This is a genomic window from Cryobacterium sp. PH31-AA6 (genome assembly GCF_030063195.1).
Classification (GTDB): domain Bacteria; phylum Actinomycetota; class Actinomycetes; order Actinomycetales; family Microbacteriaceae; genus Cryobacterium.
In genome coordinates this window covers 53,483-72,425 of record NZ_JASISS010000003.1, presented here as the reverse complement: position 1 = coordinate 72,425, position 18,943 = coordinate 53,483, and the positions used below count along the sequence as shown (strand labels likewise).

Annotated in this window: 12 protein-coding genes and 2 pseudogenes; 7 read left to right on the top strand and 7 right to left on the bottom strand. The window is 70.4% G+C overall.

Annotated features, from left to right (window positions below; translation table 11 throughout):
- The first annotated feature begins 26 nt into the window (after positions 1-26).
- Entirely contained in the window at positions 27-578 is a 552-nt protein-coding gene (locus tag QMG61_RS03705; protein ID WP_283492989.1) for a YflT domain-containing protein, read from the top strand.
- 99 nt (positions 579-677) lie between these two features.
- Here QMG61_RS03705 and QMG61_RS03700 read toward each other — a convergent pair whose 3' ends face one another.
- Together QMG61_RS03700 and QMG61_RS03695 are read right to left on the bottom strand one after the other, a co-directional pair.
- Positions 678-2,219, bottom strand: a complete 1,542-nt coding sequence (locus tag QMG61_RS03700; RefSeq protein ID WP_283492988.1) for an aminopeptidase P family protein — start codon at positions 2,217-2,219, stop codon at positions 678-680.
- Between the two features lie 79 nt (positions 2,220-2,298).
- The gene (locus QMG61_RS03695; RefSeq protein ID WP_283492987.1) at positions 2,299-3,345 is read right to left on the bottom strand and encodes an endonuclease/exonuclease/phosphatase family protein; all 1,047 of its coding nucleotides are present in this window, start codon (positions 3,343-3,345) and stop codon (positions 2,299-2,301) included.
- A 64-nt stretch (positions 3,346-3,409) separates the two neighbouring features.
- On the opposite strand from QMG61_RS03695, the gene QMG61_RS03690 reads away from it, so the two are divergent.
- On the top strand, positions 3,410-4,279 hold the full coding sequence (locus tag QMG61_RS03690; RefSeq protein ID WP_283492986.1) for a PHP domain-containing protein: 870 nt from the start codon (positions 3,410-3,412) through the stop codon (positions 4,277-4,279).
- 135 nt (positions 4,280-4,414) lie between these two features.
- Here QMG61_RS03690 and QMG61_RS03685 read toward each other — a convergent pair whose 3' ends face one another.
- Positions 4,415-6,025 carry a DEAD/DEAH box helicase gene (locus tag QMG61_RS03685; protein WP_283492985.1) on the bottom strand — a complete coding sequence of 537 codons (1,611 nt, stop codon included), beginning with the start codon at positions 6,023-6,025 and terminating at the stop codon, positions 4,415-4,417.
- Between the two features lie 246 nt (positions 6,026-6,271).
- Between QMG61_RS03685 and QMG61_RS03680 the strand changes: the two genes are divergently transcribed.
- On the top strand, positions 6,272-6,943 hold the full coding sequence (locus QMG61_RS03680) for a ferritin-like fold-containing protein (protein ID WP_283492984.1): 672 nt from the start codon (positions 6,272-6,274) through the stop codon (positions 6,941-6,943).
- A 79-nt stretch (positions 6,944-7,022) separates the two neighbouring features.
- On the opposite strand, the gene QMG61_RS03675 is transcribed toward QMG61_RS03680, so the two are convergent.
- Together QMG61_RS03675 and QMG61_RS03670 are read right to left on the bottom strand one after the other, a co-directional pair.
- Positions 7,023-7,331 carry a hypothetical protein gene (locus QMG61_RS03675; RefSeq protein ID WP_283492983.1) on the bottom strand — a complete coding sequence of 103 codons (309 nt, stop codon included), beginning with the start codon at positions 7,329-7,331 and terminating at the stop codon, positions 7,023-7,025.
- A gap of 6 nt (positions 7,332-7,337) precedes the next feature.
- Complete coding sequence (locus QMG61_RS03670; RefSeq protein ID WP_134365249.1) at positions 7,338-7,562, bottom strand: DUF3107 domain-containing protein; 225 nt, start codon at positions 7,560-7,562, stop codon at positions 7,338-7,340.
- A 98-nt stretch (positions 7,563-7,660) separates the two neighbouring features.
- On the opposite strand from QMG61_RS03670, the gene QMG61_RS03665 reads away from it, so the two are divergent.
- Together QMG61_RS03665 and QMG61_RS03660 are read left to right on the top strand one after the other, a co-directional pair.
- A complete protein-coding gene (locus QMG61_RS03665) occupies positions 7,661-10,969 on the top strand; it encodes an ATP-dependent helicase (RefSeq protein WP_283492982.1) in 3,309 nt (1,102 codons plus the stop codon).
- Entirely contained in the window at positions 10,966-14,415 is a 3,450-nt protein-coding gene (locus QMG61_RS03660) for an ATP-dependent helicase (RefSeq protein ID WP_349357844.1), read from the top strand. The genes QMG61_RS03665 and QMG61_RS03660 overlap by 4 nt, the downstream gene beginning before the upstream one ends.
- Before the next feature lie 281 nt (positions 14,416-14,696).
- On the opposite strand, the pseudogene QMG61_RS17415 reads toward QMG61_RS03660, so the two are convergent.
- Positions 14,697-15,461: pseudogene (locus QMG61_RS17415) on the bottom strand (phosphotransferase); the annotation flags it as partial.
- 92 nt (positions 15,462-15,553) lie between these two features.
- On the opposite strand from QMG61_RS17415, the gene nudC reads away from it, so the two are divergent.
- Together nudC and QMG61_RS03645 are read left to right on the top strand one after the other, a co-directional pair.
- Positions 15,554-16,525 carry an NAD(+) diphosphatase gene (gene nudC / locus QMG61_RS03650; protein ID WP_283492980.1) on the top strand — a complete coding sequence of 324 codons (972 nt, stop codon included), beginning with the start codon at positions 15,554-15,556 and terminating at the stop codon, positions 16,523-16,525.
- A complete protein-coding gene (locus QMG61_RS03645; RefSeq protein WP_283492979.1) occupies positions 16,516-18,231 on the top strand; it encodes an ATP-dependent helicase in 1,716 nt (571 codons plus the stop codon). Before nudC ends, QMG61_RS03645 begins: the two co-directional genes overlap by 10 nt.
- Here the strand turns inward: QMG61_RS03645 and QMG61_RS03640 are convergent.
- Positions 18,185-18,841: pseudogene (locus QMG61_RS03640) on the bottom strand (TOMM precursor leader peptide-binding protein); the annotation flags it as partial. The gene QMG61_RS03645 and the pseudogene QMG61_RS03640 sit on opposite strands and share 47 nt — an antisense overlap.
- Between the last annotated feature and the right edge of the window lie 102 nt (positions 18,842-18,943).

The window sequence follows — 18,943 nt, the reverse complement described above, 5'->3', positions numbered from 1 at the left end:
TATCAGTGCTGTGGGAGAATGGTGGCATGAGCAATCAGAGCCTTTTCGGTGGCCGCGGCGCCGCACTCTTCCCCGTTCTGCCCAAGGGTGACGTGCTGGCGACCTACGAAACCTACTTTGAGGCGCAGGCCGCCGTCGACAAGCTCGCCAAGGCCGATTTCCCGGTCAAGAAGCTTTCCATCGTCGGCAACGACCTCAAGAGCGTCGAACGGGTGACCGGCAAGCTCACCTGGGGCCGGGTCGCACTGGCCGGCGCGGCATCCGGGGCCTGGCTCGGGGTGTTTTTCGGACTGCTCTTCTTCATCTTCTCCCCGACCGGCGCCGGACTGCCGTTCGTGCTGGCTGCCGTACTCATCGGCGCCGGTTTCGGGATGTTGTTCGGGGTCGTCAGCTATGCGCTCAACCGTCGCCGCCGCGACTTCACCTCGACCATGCAGGTGATTGCGACCACCTACCAGGTGATCGTCGACGCGGAGCTGGTCAACCGGGCGCGCAACCTGCTCGCCGGGCAGGCAGAGGCGGCACTCGCGCCCGCCGCGCCCCCGCATCCGTCCGACCCGCCCACCCTCGAGCCCTAGCCCCAGCCTCCTAACCCGTCCCCGCCCTCTTCGCGAGAGTGCAGTTTTGGCCCCTTCGCTGCGCATGAAGGGGCCAAAACTGCACTCTCGCGGGAGCGGTTAGGCGGTGAGGTGGGCAATCCAGGCTTCCACGTCTGCAGAGGTGCGGGGGATGCCGGCGGAGAGGTTCTCCGGGCCGTCGGCGGTGATCAGGATATCGTCCTCGATCCGCACGCCGATGCCGCGGAACTCTGCCGGCACGGTGAGGTCGTCCGGCTGGAAGTACAGGCCGGGCTCGATCGTGAACACCATGCCCGGTTCGATCACGCCATCCATGTACATGTCGCGGCGGGCCTGCGCGCAGTCGTGCACGTCGAGTCCGAGGTGGTGACTGGTGCCGTGCACCATGTAGCGGCGGTGGTGGCCGTTGTCGGGCAGGAGCGCCTCCTCGGCGGTGACGGGCAGCATGCCCCACTCCGCGGTGCGGCGAGCGATCACGGCCATCGCGGCGGCGTGCACGTCGCGGAACACCGCGCCGGGGACGGCCACGGCGAACGCGGCATCCGCGGCTTCGCGCACGGCGTCGTAGACCTGCCGCTGCACCGGGGTGAAGGTGCCGTCGACCGGGAGGGTGCGGGTGATGTCGGCGGTGTAATAGCTGTCGACCTCGACCCCGGCATCGAGAAGGATCATGTCGCCGGGCGTGACCGGCCCGTCGTTCCGGGTCCAGTGCAGAATGCAGGCGTGTGCGCCGGATGCCGCGATGGTGTCGTAGCCGACCGCGTTGCCGTCGGAACGGGCCCGCGTGTTGAACACGCCCTCGACCAGACGTTCGCCGCGCAGGTGGGAGCTGGACCTGGGCAGGTCGCGGATGACGTCGCCGAAGCCGCGTTCGGTGGCTGCGACGGCGAGGCGCATCTGGGCGATCTCGTAGGAGTCCTTGACCAGGCGCAGCTCGGAGAGGTCTCTGGCGAAGTGGGCGTCCGGTTCGTGCTCGCCGTTGATCTCGAGGCTGAACGGGGAGTCGGACGCATTCGTGGTGAGCACCTTGTCCGCCGCGAAGCGAAGCCTGGCCTCGTCGACCTCCTCGGTGAAGACCGGGTCGGCCTCGCGCACGACGAGCGTTTCGCTGTCCACGGCCTCGAGCACGACGGCCAGGTCGGCGATGCCGCGCACCTGGATGCCGAGGTCGGCGGCGACCTGGGCGATCGACGGGCGCGGGCCGATCCAGAACTCGCCGATGTCGGGGTTCGCGTAGAACTCGTCGGAGTCGCGACCGGCCCGTTCCCGGAAGTACAGGGTGGCGTCGTGGCCGGACTCGGTCGGCTCGAACACGAGCACGGCACCGGGCTCGGAGTCGCTGCCCCAGCCGGTCAGATGCGCGAAGGCGGAGTGCGCCCGGAACGGGTAATCGGTGTCGTTGGAGCGCTGCTTGAGTCGGCCGGCGGGGACGATCAGCCGCATGCCCGGGTGCGTGGCGGAGATCCTGGCCCGCCGGGCCGCCGCGAACGGTGCCTGCTCACGCGCGGGAGGTAGCTCGGACGTGTGTTCGGCCCAGGAACTGGAGATATACGCCTTGAAACCTGCCGACCCTGGCGTCGTTGAACGGTTCTCGTTCGATCGGGGGGCAGGGGAGATAGCGGATTCGCTGGAAGAGACCATGAGGCCATTGTCCCATTGACCGGGTGGATGCCCGCTGGGTGCCCGCTGGACGGCGTGTGGCCGGTTCAGCGGGGCCGGGTCAGCGCGGTGACAGGGTCGCGACGATCGGGCGGTGGTCGCTGCCGGCCGCGTCCGACGACTGGATGACGTTCATGCTGTCCGTCTGCCAATTCGGCGTGGCGAGCACGTGGTCGATCGGGCTGCCGAGCAGCGGCGGCAGGAACGTCGGCCAGGTGCCGACGGCCCCGGAGCCGGTGGCCAGGGCGGAGTCCCGGCACCGGCCCAGAACGGCCTCGGCCGCTGATTCCCGCCCGGACATGTGATCGACCGTGGCGTTGAAGTCCCCGGCCATGATCACATTCCCGCCGGAGCATTGGTCGGCGAGCCAGTCGAGGTCCGAGCGCCAATTGGACATCTCCCAGTTGATCGGGGCGACCGCGTGCACCGCGATGATGGTGGGTCCGACCCCGTCGATCGGGGTCGCGACAACCGTCGGCAGCACGTTGGTGTTGCCGGGCGGGCCGGAGCCCCCGGGGTTGCTCACGCTGTAGTCGCCGAGGTCGGGGCTGATCAGCAGGGTCGTCGACCTGGCCTTGGAGATCTGGTCGAACGCAATGGTGTGGACCCACATCGGCCGCCCACCCTCACGCATGAGGGCGGCGACCTTCTCGCCGGTGGCCTCCGTCGTCTCGGGGAGGGTGACGATGTCCGCGCCCTGGTCGAGGGCAAGGCGAGCGATCGCGGCGGCACCGGGCTCGTCGCCGAGTGTGTTCCAGCTGAGCACGGTGACGTCGTCGGTCGCTCTGGCGGATGCCGTGGTCGTCTCGGTTGCCGCGGCAGCCGCCACCCCGATTCCCCGCGTCGCGAGCACGGCGGCATTGCCGAGCGCGAACAGGAGCAGCAGCACGCCCAGGGACCCGGCCAGGCGCCGCAGTGGCCTGATCGGGGTGAGCAGGAGGAGCACGACCAGCCCGGCGGCGGCGACGGCAACGCCGAGACCACGCAGGGAGACGGCGTGCGCGACGACCCAGCTGTTCTGCAGGCCGAACAGCTGAGGCCAGCCGAAGGTGAGCAGGACGAGGGCGGCGCCGCCGAGGAGGAGGGCGGTGAGGAATCGGGGCAACATAGCCTGATCATGCTAAGTGCCCACGCTGGGCGAAGCCCGTGCCGGGCCCAACTAGCATGGGGAGATGGCAGGCGAACGGCGTTTCAGAGGTCCCATCGACCTGCACACCCACTCGAGCGTGTCCGACGGTACGGAGACCCCGTCCCAGTTGGTGCGCGCCGCCGCCGCCGCCGGTCTCGGCACGATGGCGCTCACCGACCACGACTCCACCGCGGGCTGGTTCGAGGCCGCGGCGACGGCGCGCACGATGGGGATCACCCTCATTCCGGGAATGGAATTCAGTACCCGGATCTCCTTCCTCAGCGTGCACCTGCTCGCCTACCTGTTCGACCCGTCCGACGCCGGTATCGTCGCCGAAACTTCCCGGGTGCGACAGGCGAGGCTCGTGCGCGCCGAACAGATGGTGGAACGGATCGGGGCAGACTACGGGTTGACCTGGGAAGACGTGCTCGCCCAGACCACCCCGGATGCGACCGTCGGCCGCCCGCACATCGCGGACGCGCTCGTGGCGCGCGGTTTCGCTCTCACCCGGAGTGAAGCCTTCGCGGGAATCCTGCACTGGGACGCCGGCTACTACCAGCCGCACTACGCCCCCGACCCGCTGCGCGCGATCGAAATTGTCCGGGCGGCCGGGGGAGTGCCGGTCATCGCGCATCCGGCGACGCGTGGCGTCGATGACGTGATCCCGGAGTCACGGCTGGCCAGGCTGGTCGACGCCGGACTGTTCGGCCTCGAACTCGAGCACCGGGAGAACAGACCGGAGGCGAAGGCCAGGCTCTACGAACTCGCCGAGAAATACGGGCTGCACGTCACGGGGTCGAGCGACTACCACGGCGAGGGCAAGCCCAATCGCCTGGGCGAGAACACGACGGCGCCCGAGGTGCTCGAGGCCCTGATCAACGAGGGCACCGGCTCCGCGCCGATCTACGGCTGATCGGCCGCGCCGGTCGGTCCGGTCGAAATCCGGAGCCCGACAGGCAGATCCATCGCGTCGGTGGTCGAGCCTGTCGAGACCCGGGCCTGTCGAGACCCGGGCCCGTCGAGACCCGGGCCTGTCGAAATCCGTTGACTAGCTGGCGGTGCCGGACTGCGGGGCGCTGCGGCGGGTGCGGCTGCGACGCCGTGGGGCGCTGTTGCCGTCGTGGTGCTCGGCGCCGCCGCCGTCATGCGTGCCGGCCGCGGGGACAACGGCGGGAGCATCCGGGTTCGTGGTCTGGCTGACCCGGGTGCGGGTGCGTCCGCGCCCGGAACGCTCGCCGCCACTCTCACCGGCACTGGCATCGGCACCGGCACTCGCGCTGACCGACGCCGGGCGACCCGAGCCCGAGCGGCCGGAGTCGGGGCGACCCGAGCCCGAGCGGCCGGAGTCGGGGCGACCCGAGCCCGAGCGGCCGGAGTCGGGGCGACCCGAGCCCGAGCGGCCGGAGTCGGAGCGACCCGAGCCTGAGCGGCCGGAGTCGGAGCGGCCCGAACCGGACGAGGTCTCGCGCAACGGTGACGCACGCAGGCGTCCCTTCGACCCGGTCGGGATGTTCAGGTCGGTGAAGAGGTGCGGCGAGGACGAGTACGTCTCCATCGGCACCGGAGTGCCGAAGTCGAGGGCGTTGTTGATCAGCGTCCACTTGTGCATGTCGTCCCAGTCGACGAAGGTGACGGCGATGCCGGTCTTGCCCGCGCGCCCGGTGCGGCCGACGCGGTGCAGGTACGCCTTCTCATCTTCGGGAATGGTGTGGTTGATCACGTGGGTGACGTCTTCGACGTCGATGCCGCGGGCGGCGACATCCGTTGCGATCAGGATGTCCTTCTTGCCGGCCTTGAAGGCGGCCATCGCACGCTCACGCTGCTCCTGGTTGAGGTCGCCGTGCACGGCGGTGGCGTTGAAGCCGCGGTCGCCGAGCTCCTCGACGAGTTTCGCGGCGGCGCGCTTCGTGCGGGTGAAGATCACGGTTTTGCCGCGGCCCTCGGCCATGAGGATGCGGCCGATGACCTCGTCCTTGTCCATGTTGTGCGCGCGGTAGACGAGGTGCTCGATGTTGGCCTGCATGAGGCCCTCGTCGGGGTCGCTGGCCCGGATGTGGATCGGGCGGTTCATGAAGCGGCGGGCGAGAGCCACGATCGGGCCAGGCATCGTCGCCGAGAACAGCATGGTGTGGCGGGTCGACGGAGTCTGTGAGAACAGCTTCTCGATGTCGGCGAGGAAGCCGAGGTCGAGCATCTTGTCTGCCTCGTCGAGCACCATCTCACGCACATTGGCGAGACTGAGCAGGCGCTGGCTGGCCAGGTCGAGCAGGCGGCCGGGGGTGCCGACGACGATCTGGGCACCGGCCTTGAGCTGCTCGATCTGACCCTCGTAGGCCTTGCCGCCGTAGATGGACACGATCTTCGTGTCGCGGTTGCTGGCGGCGAGTTCGAGGTCCTCGCTGACCTGAACGCAGAGTTCGCGGGTCGGCACGACGACGAGCGCCTGCACGCCCGGCTCAGGGTTGAGCCCGAGGCGCTGGATCAGCGGGAGACCGAAGCCGAAGGTCTTGCCGGTGCCCGTCTTGGCCTGGCCGATGATGTCCTGGCCGCTCAGTGCGAGGGGGATGGTCTGTACCTGGATGGGGAAGGGCTCGAGGATGCCTTTATCTGCGAGGGCCTTGACCATGTCCTGGTCGATATTAAGTTCGGAGAAAGTCACGAATGGTTGCCTGTCATTAGCTGGATGCTTCGAATGCGCCCGTTTTCTGCCTCGGGCACCCGCCACCGATCCATGCCGATGGCGTGGTCCAACCTTACCGGGCGGCCCCTGTGAAACCGATGAGGCGCACCGCTCGGACGCGCACTGTCCTATGCTGAGCGTGTGATCCCGTGGCTCGATCGGCGCGCGCAGCGTGTGGAGATCCCTCGTCCGTCGACGAGGGGAACGCGTCAGTCGACCACGAAAGTGGACATCTCCGACCTGACGCCCGAGCTGCTGCCCTACCTCGGCCAGGCCGCATATTTCGAACTGGGAATGTTCGAGAACCTCGCTCAGGCGATCCGAATCTCACCTGATCTCGATGCCAAAGAGGGGCTGAGCGTGGTCGCAGGGCGAGCGCTCGCCAAGCACCAGGGTCTCGTCGCCGAGGTTCGTCGCCGCGGCGGCGAACCCGCCGAGGTGATGGCGCCGTTCGCACCTGCCCTGGATGATTTCCGGGCCAAGACCATGGGCGCGGACTGGCACGAGCTCTTGCTCACCTGCTACCTCGCCGGCGGCCTGCTCGACGACTTCTTCATTCGTCTCTCCGACGGGCTGCCCGGCGACGTCGGCCCGCGGATCGCGCACCTGCTCGGCCAGGGCGCGGGCACGGATGTGCTGGTCACCCATCTCAAGGCGGCCATCGACGGCAATCCCGGCCTCGGCTCGCACCTGGCGTTGTGGGGGCGGCGACTGGTCGGCGACACCATGCTTGTGGCGCGATCGGCCATCCCGGCCGCTGCCCCGCCGGTCGACGGAACGACCGCGACCGCGCCGCCGACGGCAACGACACCGGGGGAGGCCCGGATCGAACCGGTCTTCACCGAACTGGTCGCGGCGCACACCCGCCGGATGGACGGCCTCGGCCTCACCGCCTGAGCGCCACCATCAGCCCGGCTCCCGTCGGCACACGCCGAGTCGGGCCAAGTCAGCCCGGTTCGGGCCGAGGCAGCCCGGTTCAGGCGTGTCCCGGATGTCCGGTCTTCATCAGCGTGTGCAGCATCTGCCGGTCACCCCGCGTGCGCGAACGCCCGAGCCAGATGCCTGCGGCAACGGAACCGGCCGCGGCCAGGATGAGGGACACCCACCAGATCCAGCCGCCGTCCCAGGCCCAGCCGAGCCAGGTGAGTGCGACCCAGACGATCGACGCGACGGCGGTGCCGACTGCCGGCACGAGCATGGAGCCGTGCGTGTGTCGACCGGGCAGCAGATACCGTGCCGCGATCCCCAGAAACGCACCGCCGAGGGCGACGAAGAGGAGCTCCATGGCTGGTTAGGCGACGAAACCGACGCGGCGGGACTCCTCGGAGCCCAACTCGACATAGGCGAGTCCGATCGTCGGGACGATGTAGACCCGGCCCTTGGAGTCGGAAAGCTTGAGGTAGCCGGTCTGCCCGGCGAGGGCGGCAGCAACCGTCTCCTCGATCTCGTTCGCGGGCTGCGAGGTCTCGAAGCCAATCTCACGGGGAGAGTTGAAGATGCCAATGCGAATATCCACCAGATGCGCCTTTCGTTGCCTAAGCGCCCAGATTACGACAGAACGGCCCGCCCGCCCGACATCGTTCACTGTCGGCGCAACCCGGTAGCTTTGAAAACGTGACAACCCTGGGATTCGCGCCGCGCACCGACACCGATTTCGCGGCCGCTGGACCCGCAAACCCGGCCGGGCCCGCTCCGTACGACCAGAGTTCCCTGGCCGCCCCGGCCGGGCTGGACGCGGCGCAGCTGGCCGTGCTCGGCCTGGCCGACGGGGCCTCGGCGGCCGTGATCGGCGCGCCGGGCACCGGCAAGACCACGGCGCTGGTCGAACTCGTCGCCGAGCGGGTGCTCGGGCGGGGCTACTCACCGAGCGAGGTTCTCGTGCTGGTGCCGACCCGCACCGGGGCGACGACGCTGCGTGACCGCCTCGCCCTGCGGCTGGGCGTGCCGACCAATGGGCCCCTGGCCCGCACCGCCAACTCCGTCGCGTTCCAGATCGTGCGGGACGCCGTGGCCCGCGCCGGCGGGCCGGCCCCGACCCTGCTCACCGGCGGGGAACAGGACCAGATCATCGCCGAGCTCCTCGAGGGTCACCGTCTCGACGGCACCGGCCCGGACTGGCCGGCCCCCCTGGCCGCCGATGTGCGCGCTCTGCGCGGTTTCCGCACCGAACTGCGCGACCTGATGATGCGCGCCGTCGAGTACGGCGTGACCGCGGACACCCTCGCCGGTCTGGGGCGCAGCACCGACCGGCCGGAGTGGGTGGCCGCCGCGGAGTTCATCCGCGGCTACGAAGACGTCAAGGACCAGACCAGGCCCGGCCAGTACGACTCGACCGAGCTCGCCGGGTTCGCCGCCGCGGTGGTGGCCGGCGCGGCCGCCGGCCCGGCGGGCGCATCCGCGATCGGGTCGCTCGCAGGGCTGCGCCTGATCGTGCTCGACGACGCCCAGGAGCTGACCCAGGGCGTCCTGACGTTGATCCGCCAGTTCGCGGCCAGGGGTGTGGCCATCGTCGCCGCCGGTGATCCCGACATCAGCACCGGTTCCTTCCACGGCGCCCATCCCGACGCCCTCGGCCGACTGTCGAGCTACCTCGGCGGAATCCCCGTGACCACCCTGGTGCTCGACACGGTGCACCGGCACGGCGACGCGATCCGCGGCGTGGTGCGCGGGATCACCCATCGGATCGGCACCGCGGCCGCCGGGACCCAGCGGGCGGCCGCCGCGGCCGACACGGCCGGCGCGGACGCGCCCCAGCCCGATGCGCCCCAGCCCGACGCCGTGCAGGCGATCCTGGCGGCCAGTCCCGCCGACCAGCTCGCGGTCATCGCCCGCCGGCTGCGCGAACGGCACGTGCTCGGCGGCATCCCCTGGGGCCGGATGGCCGTCGTGGCCCGCAGCGGTTCCCTGGTGCCGTCCCTGTCCCGCGGGCTCTCCGCGCTCGAGGTGCCGACCCAGGTCTCGAGCGCGCAGACCGCGCTCCGCGACGAATACGCGGTGCGCGCCTTCATCCTCGCCCTCGAGATCACCCTGGGTCGCAAGACCCTCGACACCGCCACAGCGGTCGACCTGCTCCGCGGTCCGCTCGGCGGCCTCGACCCGATCACGCTGCGCCGCCTCCGCGCGGCCCTGCATCAACAAGAGCTGAATCAACAAGAGCCGAACGGGCAGGAACCGACCGGGCAGGAACCGACCGGTGCCGGCCACCGCAGCGCCGACGAACTGCTCGTCGACGCGCTGGCCAACCCCGAGCTTCTGGGCGGCATCGACAACCGAACCGCCCGGCGCGCGGCGAGCTGCGGCCACAGCCTCCACGCCGCCGCCGTCGAATACGACGCCGGCGCCACGATCGAGGAACTGCTCTGGGGGCTCTGGCAACGCAGCGGGCTCGCCAGGGAATGGTTCGAGCAGGCCTCGGGAACCGGCATCGTCGCCGACGAGGCCAACCACAACCTCGACGCCGTTGTCGCTCTCTTCTCCGCCGCCCAACGCTATGTCGAGCGCACTCCGACCGCCCCGCCGCTGCTGTTCCTCGAGCACCTGGTCGACACCGACGTCCCCGAGGACACCCTGGCCCCCCGCGCGCTCGGCGACGCCGTGGTGGTCTCCACCCCGAGCGGCCTGATCGGGCGCGACTTCGACCTCGTGGTCCTGGCCGGGGTGCAGGCGAACGTCTGGCCCGACCTGCGCATCCGTGGTTCCCTGCTCGGGGCCGGTGACCTGGCCGCGCTCGCCGCAGGCCAGGTGCCCCAGCCGGGCAGCGAACGCACCGCGGTGCTGCACGACGAGCTGCGGATGTTCGCGCAGGCCGCCAGCCGCGCCGGCGCCGAGCTGTTGGTCACCGCCGTCGACAACGAAGAGAACGAACCGTCGGTGTTCCTGCGGCTGCTGCCCGACGCCGTCTCGACCGTCGACCTCGACTCCGGTGACGCCAGCCGCTACCCGCTGTCCCTGCGTGGCCTGGTCGGGCGGCTGCGCCGCGACCTCACCCGTGGCGGCGCGGCCGGGCCGGGCGAGGAGATCGCGGTCAGGGCCGCGGAGGCCGCGGCGACGCTCGCCCGCCTCGCCAGGGAGGGCGTGGCCGGCGCCGCGCCCGGCCAGTGGTACGGCCTGCTCGATCCGAGCACCGTGCGCCCGCTCAACGACCAGGAGGTCGGCGATCAGCCGGTGCGGGTCTCGCCCTCCCGCATGGCCGCGTTCGAAACCTGCCCGCTGCACTGGGTGATCGGGCAGGTCGGCGGCGGAACGTCGAACACCGCCTCCAACCTCGGCACGATCATCCACAAGGTGCTGGAGGAATCCACCGACCGGAGCCCCGACGCGCTCTGGGAAGCCGTCGACTCCCGCTGGAACGAATTGCACTTCGACGCCGAATGGCAATCCCGGCTGCAGAAGGTGGAGGCGCGCGTGCTCACCGACCGGCTCGCGTCGTACCTGCTCGACTTCGAGCAGACCGGCGGCGCCCTGCTCAGCGCCGAGGGCACCTTCGCCCTCGACGTGGACGGCGCCGTACTCTCCGGCACGATCGACCGGGTGGAACGCCTCCGTGACGGCCGGGCCGTGATCGTGGACCTGAAGACCGGCCGGGGCGACCCGATCAGCGACGCCGGCGTGGCGGAGCATCCGCAGCTCGGCGCCTACCAGCTGGCCTTCACCGAGGGAGCCATCGAGGGCATCCCGCCCGGCACCCCGCTGGCCGGCGCCCGCCTGGTGATCGTCTCCTCCGGCACGGTCAAACAGAATTACCGCAACCCGACCCAGCCACCGTTCACCCCCGAGGAGCTCGACGCGTTCCGCCGCCGGGTGGGCGAGGACGCCGCCGGGATGGGGGCCGCCACCTTCGTCGCCGAGATCAGTTCCCACTGCCTCGACCCGCGCTCGCACGGGTCCTGCCGAATCCACGTCATCAAGCAGGTCAGCTCATGAGTGCACCCCGTACCGCCTTGCCGATCTCGGCCCTCCAGATCGCGGAAGCGCTGGAGATGTTCCCGCCCACGGCCGAGCAGCAGGCCGTGATCGAGGCCCCGCTCGCGCCCACCCTGGTCGTCGCCGGGGCAGGCAGCGGCAAGACCGAGACGATGGCGAACCGGGTGCTCTGGCTGCTCGCCAACGGCCACGCCAGGCCCGACCAGATCCTCGGACTCACCTTCACTCGCAAGGCGGCCGGCGAGCTGGCCGAGCGGATCGGCAAACGAATCGACCAGCTCGACGCGAAGGGGCTGTTGCCGCACGATGAAGCGGAGGGACCCGATGCGCCGCCCGTCGACTCGACCGACCTGTTCAACAGCCCCACCGTCTCCACCTACAACTCGTTCGCCAGCCGCCTGTTCACCGACAACGCCCTGCTGCTCGGGCGAGAGCCCGAATCGGTGCTGCTCAGCGAGACCAGCGCGTGGCTGCTCGCCCGGAGGGTCGTGGTCGAACACGGTGACCAGCGGCTGGTCCCCTTCGGCAAGAGCGTCGACGCGGTGACGGATGCCGTGCTCGGGTTCAGTCGTGCGCTCGCCGAGAACCCGCCGCCCGTCGTTCCCGGGCAGCAGCCCGCCGCCCACGATTTCGCCGGGCTCGCCAACGGCTTCGCCTACCTGCGGGACCTGTCGTTCGGCAACCCGCGCAAGAAGATCCCCTACGGTTCCGTCAGCGAGTCTCTCGCCGCCGTCGAACCGCTGCCGGTGCTGGTCGAGCTTGCCCAGCGGTACGCGAGCGAAAAAAGACGGCTCGGGCTGATCGAATTCTCCGACCAGGTGGCGTTGGCCCTGCAGGTCTGCCAGAAGGTGGAGAAGGTCGTCGCCCGTTATCGCGACCAGTACCGGGTCGTGCTGCTTGACGAATACCAGGACACCTCCGTGCTCCAAACCGAGCTGTTGCACACCCTGTTCGCCCGGCACCCGGTGATGGCGGTCGGCGACCCGCACCAGTCCATCTACGGCTGGCGCGGGGCCAGCTCGGCCAATCTCCTCGGATTCTCGCGGAGCTTCGCCGGTCTCTCCAACGCCGAGGCGCCGTCGATGTCGCTGTCCTACACCTGGCGCAACCCGGTGACGGTGCTGGACGTCGCCAACACGCTCGTGTCCCCGCTCAGCGATGCGCTCCGGTCCCGGCCGGACGGGATCCAGGTGGATACCCTCAAGGTTCCGCCCGGCAAGGAGACCGGTCGGGTCGAGGCCGTCATGGCCGAGACCATCGCCGAGGAGGCCGTCACCGTCGCCCGCTGGTTCGCCGAACGACTCACCAGGGGCGGGGACCACTCCGGGGCGATGCTCTTCCGCGCCAGGCGCGAGATGGAGTTCTTCGCCGAGGTGCTGCGCGAGAACGGCGTGCGTGCGCACGTCCTCGGCCTCGGCGGGCTGCTGTCGACGCCGGAGGTCACCGATGTGATCAGCGTGCTCCGGGTCGTGAACGACCCGGCGGCGGGCAGCGAACTCGTCCGGCTACTCAGCGGCGGCCGCTACCGGGTGGGGCCCCGCGACCTGCAACAGCTGGCCTCTGTGGCGCGCTGGCTCGCGGCCCACGATTGGGCCCAACAGGCGGTGACCGACGAACTCAAGGCGAAGCTACGGGCATCCGTCGCCGTCGACGAGGGGGCGTCCCTCGTCGACGCACTCGACTTTGTCGCGGCGGCGCCCGATCGCCACGGGCAGCTGGCCGAGTTCAGCGAGCCGGGCCTCGCCCGACTGCGCGCGGCCGGTCGCCAGCTCTCCTGGCTCCGCTCGCGGGCCGGGCTGCCCCTGCTCGACTTCGTGCGCCTGATCGAGCAGGAGACCCTGCTCGACGTCGAGCTCGTCGCCAATGAGGCGAACGGGCTCGGCCTGGCCAATCTGTACGCCTTCCACGACACCGTGTCGGCCTTCCTCGCCAGCGACGAGATCGGCAGCCTGGCCAGCTTCCTGCGCTGGCTGGCCAGGGCGGAACGTGCCGACGACATGGGCCCGCGGGTCGAGCCGTCGGAGAAGGGCACCGTGCAGCTCCTGACGGTGCACGGCGCCAAGGGGCTCGAATGGGACTACGTTGCCATCCCCAACCTCACCGAGAAGAGCCTCCCGGCCCAGACCAGGGAGGGAGCGGGCTGGCTGCGTTTCGGCGAGCTGCCCTACCCGTTCCGCGGCGACCGGGCCGAGCTCCCCGAGCTTCGTTGGCGGGAGCACGAGACCCAGCTCTCGTTCGACCTCGAATTCACGGCCTACAAGGAGCAGCTCGCCGCCCGCCATGACGACGAGGAGCGCCGGCTGATCTACGTCGCCACGACCCGCGCCCAGCGCGAGCTGCTGCTCACCGGGTCGTTCTGGGGCAGCGGCAGCACGATGCGCAAACCGAGCCGGTATCTGCTCGAACTCGCGGAGGCCGGACTGATCGGCCCGGTGCCCCCGGTGAGCGCGGAGGAGGAGAAGCCGGACACCGGCCTCGATCAGGCGGAGAGGTGGCCGTTCGACCCGCTCGGCACGAGGCGCGCCGTCGTCGAAGCCGCGGCCGCGCGGATCGAGGTGGCCACCGCGGTGGCCGCCGCGACCGGCGCCGACCCGGAGACCCGGTGGTCCCACCCGGTGACCCTGCTGCTCGAGGAACGCGCGCAGCGCCTGGCGGGCTCCGGCAGAATGCCGTTGCCCACCCGCATCCCCGCGTCACGGTTCAAGGACTACGTCGACGACCCGGCCGGGGTGGCGGCGGGGTTGCGCCGCCCGATGCCCGAACGCCCCTACCGCGCCACCCGGCTGGGCACGCTGTTCCACTCCTGGGTGGAGCGCAGGGCCGGCGGCGCCACCTCCGGCGACGTCATCGACGCCGACCTGAATGAACTGGACCTCGGCGACCTCGACCCCGACGCGTTCGATCTCGATCTCGACCAGGACGCGCCCCTCGAACAGGCGCAGCTCGAACGGCTGCAACGCACGTTCGAACGCTCACCCTGGGGCAACCTCAAGCCGGAAGAGGTGGAGATCGAAATTCACCACGTGCTCGCCGGGCAGGTCTTCGTCTGCAAGCTCGACGCGGTCTACCGCACCGAAACCGGCTACCAGGTCGTGGACTGGAAGACCGGCCGGGCGCCGAAGAACGCCGCGGACCTCGAGCTCAAGCAGACCCAGCTCGCGCTCTACCGCCTCGCCTACGCGCGCTGGAAGGGCATCGATCCCGAGTCGGTCGACGCCGTGTTTTACTTCGTCGCCGACGACACGGTCATCGCCCCTGACCGGCTCTACTCGGAGGACGACCTCGTGGCGGCCTGGTCGTCGGTCGCCGGCAGGATGCCGATCGGTCCCGTCGTGTCGTCCGCGGCGTCGGGATCGGCACTGGAACCGGTATCGGTAGCGGTACCCGAATCGGATCCGCTGGCGTCGTCGTCGAACTCGCTCGGGCCGAACTCGGACAGATTGTAGGCATCCGTGTGCATGGCCGACCCCAGGTCGCGGCGGGGAATCCCGCGCGGAGTGGCGGCGAGCAGGTTCTCCACGTCGTTGACGTCGAGGATGGGCCCCGTCTTCGGTGACAACGGATGCATGGTGTGCGTGTGCACGCTGTCGACCAGGCCGTCGAGCATCGCCACGGCGTCGTCGACGATCGCCTGGTTGCGACTGTCGGTGCCGTGCAGCAGCCAGCGGGCGAGTTCCAGTTCGGCGTAGAGCATGGCGCGCTGCGTGATCCGGGGATCGTTGCCCTGACGGGCGGCGGAGTAGGACGCAACGGCCGTCTCCCCGGCCGCTCCGCGGGACGCCAACAGCCAGTTCAGGTCGCGGGCCGGGTCACCGACGCTGAGTGCCGACCAGCCGAGAACGCCGGAAACGGAATCCTCGCTGATCAGGAACGAGTCGGCGGACATCGACCCGTGCACCACGCAGGGCGCGAACTGCCAGAGCGAGTCGTCGTCGGTGGCCAGTTCCCACCGGCGGAGGATCGCGGCGGGGAGGTAGCCGGTCGCGGCGGCACGGTCGATCAGGTCGATCGTTGACGTGCGGCACTCCTCCGCACTCTGCTGGGGGAGCCCGGCGGTGCCGACGAACGCCGTCGGCAGACCGTGGATCGCGGCGATGGCGCGGCCGATCGAGCCGGACACGCCCGCGTGGCCGGTGAGGGCATCCGCGTCAAAGGAATCGCCGGGCAGCAACTCGTAGACCACCGCGCGGGTGCCGCCGAGCGGCGCCTGGCCGACGAATTCCGGCACGTCGAAGGGCAGCCGGCTGCGCGTTCCGGTCGTGAGCGCGCGGAGTGCCACGAGGTCGGCGGACTGTTCGGTCTCGGCGGCCTGACTGGCGGGCACCCTGATGATCAACTCGCGGCCGTCGCGGTCGACGATGAGGGCGGAATCGAAGGCGCCGTGAGCGCCGGGGGTGCGCGCGCTGGACCCGTGCAGCCGGGCCCGGGCGACGTCGAGGCCCGGGACAGCGGAGGTGGCCAGCGCGGCTAGAGTGAGATGGGATCTGGCCATGCCTACTAGGTTAGGTCGACTTCCCCCCGGCGTGGTTGTCCGCCACGCCTCCACACCTATTCGGCAGTCACGCCAGAGACCGAAGGGTCAGCATGTCGTTCTCTTTCACGGCCCGGTTGCCGCTGTCCCGTCACGCGGTCGACCGCGATCATGAAACCAGGTCGCGCCCCGGCCTTTTCGACGAGCTGGGGGCGGATGCCGGCACGCGGGTGCTCGTGCTCTGGCGCGGTTCGGTGCTGCTGGCACCGGATCCCGGCCCGCCCCGGCTCCTGCTGCTCGAACCCCGCGCCGTGCCCGAGGCCGACGTTTCGGTCTATCTCGGCCGGTCCCTGGCCGAGGACGCGGACGAAGCGGTGGGCACCCGGTTGGTGGCCGCGGTCCTCGGCGACGAGGCGGCGCACGCCCTCGAACCCGACCCCGAGGCCTGGATCTCGTTGCGCACTCTGGCCACCACCCTGTCCGACCGGGACGCCGGTCTGTTCACCGAGGCGCTCGGCCTCGCCAACTGGCACCTCTCGCACACGCACTGCCCGCGCTGCGGCGCCCCGACCACGGTCGAGTCGGCCGGGTGGAGCCGGCTCTGCCCCGTTGACGGCAGCCAGGTCTTTCCGCGCACCGACCCGGCCGTGATCGTGCTGATCACCGACGCCGACGACCGCATCCTGCTCGGTTCCAACGCGCTCTGGGAAGGCAACCGCTACTCCCTGCTCGCCGGTTTCGTCGAGCCGGGCGAATCACTCGAGGCGGCCGTGATCCGGGAGATGTTCGAGGAATCCGGGCTTCGGGTCACCGACCCGGTCTACCTCGGTTCGCAGCCGTGGCCGTTCCCGGCCTCGATCATGTTCGGTTTCACGGCCAGGCTCGCCGACGACCAGGCGCCGACCGGGTTGCGGCCCGACGGCCAGGAAATCCTCGACCTGCGCTGGTTCAGCCGCGATGAGCTCCGCGCGTCCGGCGAGAGCATCATCCTGCCCGGCCGCTCATCGATCGCCCGCGCGATCATCGAGGAGTGGCTCGGCGAACCGATCGACTTCGGACCGGACCTGGTGCACGGATGGCGGTGACCGGCGAGGAACTGCTGGCCGGCCTCGACGAACAGCAGCGGGTCGCGGCCGAGTCCCTCGTCGGTCCGGTCTGCATGCTCGCGGGAGCGGGAACCGGGAAGACCCGAGCGATCACCCACCGGATCGCCTACGGCGTGCTGACCGGCGCCTACGCGCCGGGCCGGGTGATGGCGCTCACCTTCACGGCGCGCGCCGCCGCGGAGCTACGCGGCCGACTGCGCCAGCTCGGCGCCGGCGGGGTCGCCGCGCGCACCTTCCACTCCGCCGCCCTGTCCCAGCTGAACTACTTCTGGCCTCACGTCGTGGGCGGTCAGGCACCGCGCATCCTCGACGGCAAGGGTCGCCTCCTCGGCCACGCCGCCGAAACCCTGAAACTGAAACTGGACACGGCCACCCTGCGCGACCTGGCGGCCGAGATCGAGTGGCGCAAGACCAGCGGACTGAGCATCGAAGCCTACGGCGCCGGCATCGCGGCGCGCAGCCTGCCCGGCCGCCTCGACGTCGACCAGGTCATGTCGATGCAGGAGAGCTACGAGCGACTCAAGGACGAGCGCAAGCAGATCGACTTCGAGGACGTGCTGCTGGCCATGGCCGGCATGATCGAGGCGGAACCGTCGGTCGCCCTGCAGGTGCGGGAGCAGTACCGGTTCTTCGTCGTGGACGAATACCAGGACGTCTCGCCGTTGCAACACGACCTGCTCACGCTCTGGCTCGGCGAACGCCGCGACCTCTGCGTCGTCGGCGACGCCAGCCAGACCATCTACTCCTTCGCCGGGGCCCGCAGCGACTACCTGCTCAACTTCCCGAAGCGGTGGGAGGACGCGACCGTCGTGCGGCTGGAACAGAACTACCGGTCGAGCGGCTCGATCGTCGCCGCCGCGAACCAGTTGATGCGCGGCCGGGCAGGTGCCCTCACCCTCCGCGCCCACGCCAGCGAGGAGGGCGTCGTGCCGACCGTGCGCGAATACGCCAACGACATGGCCGAGGCCAGGGGAGTGGCCCAGAGCATCCTCGACCTGATCGAAGCCGGCACCCGCCCCGAGAACATCGCCGTGCTCTACCGGATGAACGTGCAGGCGGCGATGCTGGAGACCGCGCTCGGCGACATCGGCGTGAACTACCAGATCCGCGGATCGAAGCGGTTCTTCGACCTGGCCGAGGTCAAGCAGGCGGTGATGCAGCTGCGCGCGGCATCCGTCTCGATCGTCGGCGAACCCCTGTTCAAATCGGTCAGCGACGTGCTGCGTTCCCTCGGCTGGAGCCAGACGGCCCCCGATGCCCCCGGCGCGGTACGCGACCGCTGGGAGTCGCTCAACGCGATCATGGGCCTCGTCGACCAGGCCGGCCCGGAGACCACCTTCCGCCAGTTCACCGACGAGCTGATGGAACGCCAGGCCGGCCAGCACGAGCCGACGGTGTCGGCCGTGACCCTCGCCACCCTGCACTCGGCGAAAGGGCTCGAATGGGACGCCGTGTTCCTGATCGGGCTGTCCGAGGGGCTGGTGCCGATCAGCTACGCCGGCAGCTTCGACCAGATCGACGAGGAGCGGAGGCTGCTCTACGTCGGCATCACCCGGGCACGGCGTCGGCTCGGGTTGAGCTGGTCGTCGGTGGGAGCGCAGCAGCGGTCACCGCGGGAGCAGTCCCGGTTCCTGGCAGAGATCGGCATCCGCACCGCTCGTGCGGCCGGTGCCCGCGGCGCCTGATCATACCTGAGGCCGCGTCGATCACCAGGGTCGTGCCGGCCAGGCTCGACCTGCCTGAGTCGACCCGGTCCTGCACGAGACCGGCGACCCTGGCGGCGACGTCAATGCTCATCCGGCGGGTTTCCGTGGCGGCGACGCGGGTGAGCAGCTGGCAGGCGATCGCCGTCCAGGCCGGGTCGGCGTCGAGACGGGTCAGCTCGAGGCAGTACAGGCACGGGCCGGAACCCGGTTCGACCAGCGGACCGATGCGCACCTCCGCGTCGCTGAAGACGACCGGCAGGTGCGGCACGTCCCGGCGCAGCCAACGGCCGTGCCGGGACGGTTCGAGGGCGTAGTGACCGACGATGACCGCCAGGGCCGGCTCGTCCGGGTCAGGACCGGCCGCGACCCGCAGCCCCAGGTCGAGAAGCAGCGTCCCGATCCTCAGCGCGGTCTGGCCGTCCCCGTCGACGCAGACCACGGGCACGGGAGGGGGCGGCGTCACGGCGGCAACGGGGTCGGGGAGCGCCGACCGGCGCGGTGGTTCCGCGGTGACGATGAGGGCGGGTCGGAGGGCCTCCAACAGCGCCTCGGTGGTGGCGCCGGATGCCCCTGCTCGCCGGCCGAGCATCAGCGCGCCCGAGCGTGGTACCCCGCCGATGAGGGCGGCGATGACGTGTTCGAGGCCGGGGTTCACGTCGGGGATGACGACGAGGGGGTGGTCGATGCCGAC